Raw genomic sequence first — 3,892 nt, forward strand, 5'->3', positions numbered from 1 at the left:
CACTCCAGTCCCCTGCACGATCTGTGGCCCGTGTGGGCGAGCCACGCGGATCGCCGCCTTCCCTCCTCGGAGCCCAGCCATGAGCACGTCCGCGCCTGACCGCCTGGCTGCGCGTCGCACTCCGCAGCGCACCGCGGTGCTCGTCGTCGCGGCGATCGCGGGCCTGCACGTGCTCGGCTGGGGCACGCTCCTCGTCGCCGCGTTCACCGGCGTCGCGAGGCTCTCGCCGGACGGAGCCGCCCCGGCCGCCACCCTCGCCGTCGGGCTCACCGCCTACGCTCTCGGCCTCCGCCACGCGTTCGACGCCGACCACATCGCCGCGATCGACAACACGACGCGCTCGCTGCAGGAGCGGCATCGCCCCGCCTCGACGGTCGGACTCTGGTTCTCGCTCGGGCACTCCACGGTCGTGTTCGTGCTCTGCACGCTCCTGGCCGCGGGCCTGGGCGTCGTCTCGTCCGCGCTGGCGGACGACGGCTCCGCGCTGCACCAGGTGACCGGCGTGTGGGGGCCGTCGGTGTCGAGCGTGTTCCTGCTGGTGCTCGCGGGCATCGGCATCGCGACGCTCGCCTCGGGGCGGCAGGGCGCCGGCGGACCGGTGTGGCGTGCGCTCGCCCGCGCGCAGAGCGCGATCGACCGGCCGTCGCGCATGTACGGCGTCGGGCTCCTGTTCGGCCTCGGCTTCGACACCGCGACCGAGATCGGCCTGCTGGCGCTCGCTGGGACGGCGACGCTCACCGCCGTGCCCTGGTGGGTCGTGCTGAGCCTCCCGGTGATCTTCGCGGCGGGCATGTCGATGCTCGACACCACGCAGGGCGCCCTCGCGCGGCGCGCCTATGCGTTCGCGCCGGACGCGCCGCGGCGGTCGGCGTACGCGACGTGGATGACGGCCCTCTCGGTCGTCGCCGCGCTGGTGGTCGCCGTCGTGCAGCTCGCCGGGGTGGCCGAGGGCATCCTCGGCGACGCTCCACGGTCGGCGGCAATGCCCGTCTCGTGGCTCGCCGGGCTCGACATCGAAAGCCTCGGCCTGTGGCTCACGGCACTGCTCCTCGGCACGTGGGCGGTCGTCGCGGCATCCGTCCTCGCCCGCCGCCGTCACGGGCAAGGCGTGTGACGGCGCTCAGGTCGGGGCGAAGACCGTCCATGACTTTCCCGCGAGACTCCATCCGTGCGTCGAGACCGCGGGCCGGGCGTGCAGTCTCGACGCACCAATGGAGTCTCGCGGATGCGACACCGGCGCGCGGGGCCGGGAGCGCGGGTGCGGGGGCGCCGCGCCGAGGGAGCGCCGACCTGCGGGAGCGCCGCGCCGAGCTCAGCGCGGGAAGGCCTTGATGCGCGCGAGCAGGTCGGGCCCGGTGCGGTCGAGCGTGCGGCCTCCGACGACGACCCCCACGACGATCGCGACGAGCCCCACCGCGAGGCCCGCGGCGAGCGCCAGCCAGCCATGCAGCGCCGAGCCCGCCACGAGCGAGATCGCCGACAGCACGATCGCGGGGGCGGCCAGCACGAGGCACGCGGCCAGCACGACGAACACGAGCAGGCCGCTCACGAACGTCTGCCCCGGGACGGACTTGAACGGGTTGTCACCCGGCTGGGCGACCGGCGTCACGAGGAGCGCCGACGACACCGCGGTCACCCCGTAGCCGGCGAGGAGCAGACCGAGCGCCGCGCCGACCACGGCGGGCAGCTGCGCGGCGCTCCCCGAGACCAGCGCCGTGACCACGGCCACGAGGAGTGTCAGCGGCACGCCGACGCATGCCGCGCCGAGCAGGCGCCCCAGCCGGTCGTCGCGACCTCGGATGCCGGTGGCGAGCACCGAGGCGAACGCGGTGCCGTCATACGACACGTCGGCGTAGCCGGCGATGCACAGGACGAACGCGACCACGACCGCCGACGCCCCGAACAGCACGCCGTGCACGCCGTCGACGAACGCGAACAGCACCGGGAACAGCGGCACCATCAGGAGCTGCCGCAGGTAGCGCGGGTCGCGCAGCCACGCCGTGAGCGAGCGCGCCCACGTCGCACCGACGCCGCCCGTGGGCATGCGGCCGAACAGGCCCAGCGCGCCCGGCTCGACCGTGCGGGCCGTCCGTCTCGGCGGCGAGGAGACGGATGCCTCCAGCGCGCGACCCCAGGCGAGCCACAGGATCGCGAGGGTCGCGCCGGCGATCGCGAGCTTCGCGACCGCGGCTCCCCACGCACCGGCGGCGAGGTCGCCGGGCACCGCCCAGGCCGCGCCGATCGGGGTCCAGCCGAGCACGCCGGCGGCCTGCACGAACCGGGTCGCGAGGTCGCCGGTGCTGTCGAGCAGGGCCAGGATGCCGGTGAGCAGCGGCCCCGCGGCGACCACGAGCACGAGCACGACGGTGCCGACCAGCTCGCGTCCGCGCCGGTCGCTGCCGAGCCCGGTCGACAGGGTGGCCATGAGCCGTGACGCGACGACGCACGTGAGCACCGCGACCGCGGCGCAGGGCACCGCGACGATCGCGGCGACCGGCCAGCGCAGCCACAGGCCGACCGTGACGAGGGCGGCCAGCGACGTCACGATCCCCGGGATGCCGGTGAGCCCGGTCGCGGTGAGCGCCTGCATCACCTGGGTGCGCCGGAGCGGGAAGGGGGCGAGGCGCGCGGCATCCACCGTCGTCTCGATGCCCGTCACGAGCACGGGCCCGACGACCCAGCCGAGCAGCAGCGCGGAGCCGGCGAGCACGGCGACGGTACGCGCGACCTCGAGGCCCTGGAAGACGGCGAGCGCGACGACGCCCGTCACGACCATGCCCAGCATCCACAGCGCGCCGAGCATGCCGAAACAGAAGCCGACGAGCTGCCACGGGCTCCGGGCGAGCGTGTTGCCGAGGATGCGGTATCGCAGCCTCAGGACTGTCGCAACCACTCCGGCCCCTCCATCTGGTGGCGGCCGCCCACGAGCGAGACGAACCGGTCCTGCAGCGTCTCCCCCGCGCGCACCTCGTCGACCGTGCCGGCGGCGAGCACGCGTCCGGCGGCGATGACCGCGACGTGGTCGCACATGCGCTGCACGAGGTCCATCGAGTGGCTCGACACGATCACCGTGCCGCCCGACGCCGTGTAGCTGCGCAGGATGTCCTCGATGTTGGCCGCCGACACCGGGTCGACCGACTCGAACGGCTCGTCGAGGACGAGCAGGCGCGGCGCGTGCACGAGCGCACACGCGAGCGCCACCTTCTTCGTCATGCCCGCGGAGTAGTCGGCGACGATCGTGCCCGCGGCCTCGGCGAGGTCCATGAGCGCGATGAGGTCCGCCACGCGCGGGGCGATCTCGGGGCGCGGGATGCCGAACATCATCGCCGTGTACGTGATGAGCTGCTCGCCGGTCAGGCGGTCGAACAGGCGCACGCCGTCGGCGAGGTTGCCGATCATCGCCTTCGCGGCGACCGGGTCGCCCCACACATCGACGCCGTGCACCCACACGCCGCCGGCATCGGGACGCAGGAGCCCGGTCGCCATCGACAGCGTCGTGGTCTTGCCGGCGCCGTTGGGGCCGACCAGCCCGAAGAACGAGCCGGTCGGGACGACGAGGTCGATGCCGGCGACGGCGACCTTCTGACCGAACCGCTTGACGAGGCCCGCGACCTGAAGCGCGGGCGAGGAAGTCTGGCTCACCGTCCCCAGCCTACCGAGCGCCCCTCGCGCTCTCCGCGCCCTCCGCCGCCGCCCTCCCGCGCCCTCCCCGCCCCAGCTCCTCTCCGCGAGACTCCAACCGTGCGTCGAGACCGCGTGCTGGGCGTGCAGTCTCGACGCACCAGTGGAGTCTCACGAAAGAGACAAGGCACGAGCGGCCGGGCGCGGCAGGCCCGCCGCGGCAGGCCGGGCGCGGGCAGCGCCGGGCCGGGCGCGAGGGGCGAGCGGACGC

Annotated in this window: 3 protein-coding genes; 1 reads left to right on the forward strand and 2 read right to left on the reverse strand. The window is 74.6% G+C overall.

The window, feature by feature from the left end; translation table 11 throughout:
- The first annotated feature begins 79 nt into the window (after positions 1-79).
- Positions 80-1,114, forward strand: coding sequence for a HoxN/HupN/NixA family nickel/cobalt transporter (locus WML84_RS13640; protein ID WP_347346682.1), 1,035 nt, complete (start codon positions 80-82; stop codon positions 1,112-1,114).
- A gap of 198 nt (positions 1,115-1,312) precedes the next feature.
- Here WML84_RS13640 and WML84_RS13645 read toward each other — a convergent pair whose 3' ends face one another.
- Positions 1,313-2,893, reverse strand: coding sequence for a hypothetical protein (locus tag WML84_RS13645; RefSeq protein WP_347346683.1), 1,581 nt, complete (start codon positions 2,891-2,893; stop codon positions 1,313-1,315).
- A complete protein-coding gene (locus tag WML84_RS13650) occupies positions 2,875-3,642 on the reverse strand; it encodes an ABC transporter ATP-binding protein (protein WP_347346684.1) in 768 nt (255 codons plus the stop codon). The genes WML84_RS13645 and WML84_RS13650 overlap by 19 nt, the downstream gene beginning before the upstream one ends.
- Positions 3,643-3,892: the final 250 nt, after the last annotated feature.

Origin of the sequence: Microbacterium sp. (assembly GCF_039812165.1) — a bacterium.
Taxonomy (GTDB): domain Bacteria; phylum Actinomycetota; class Actinomycetes; order Actinomycetales; family Microbacteriaceae; genus Microbacterium.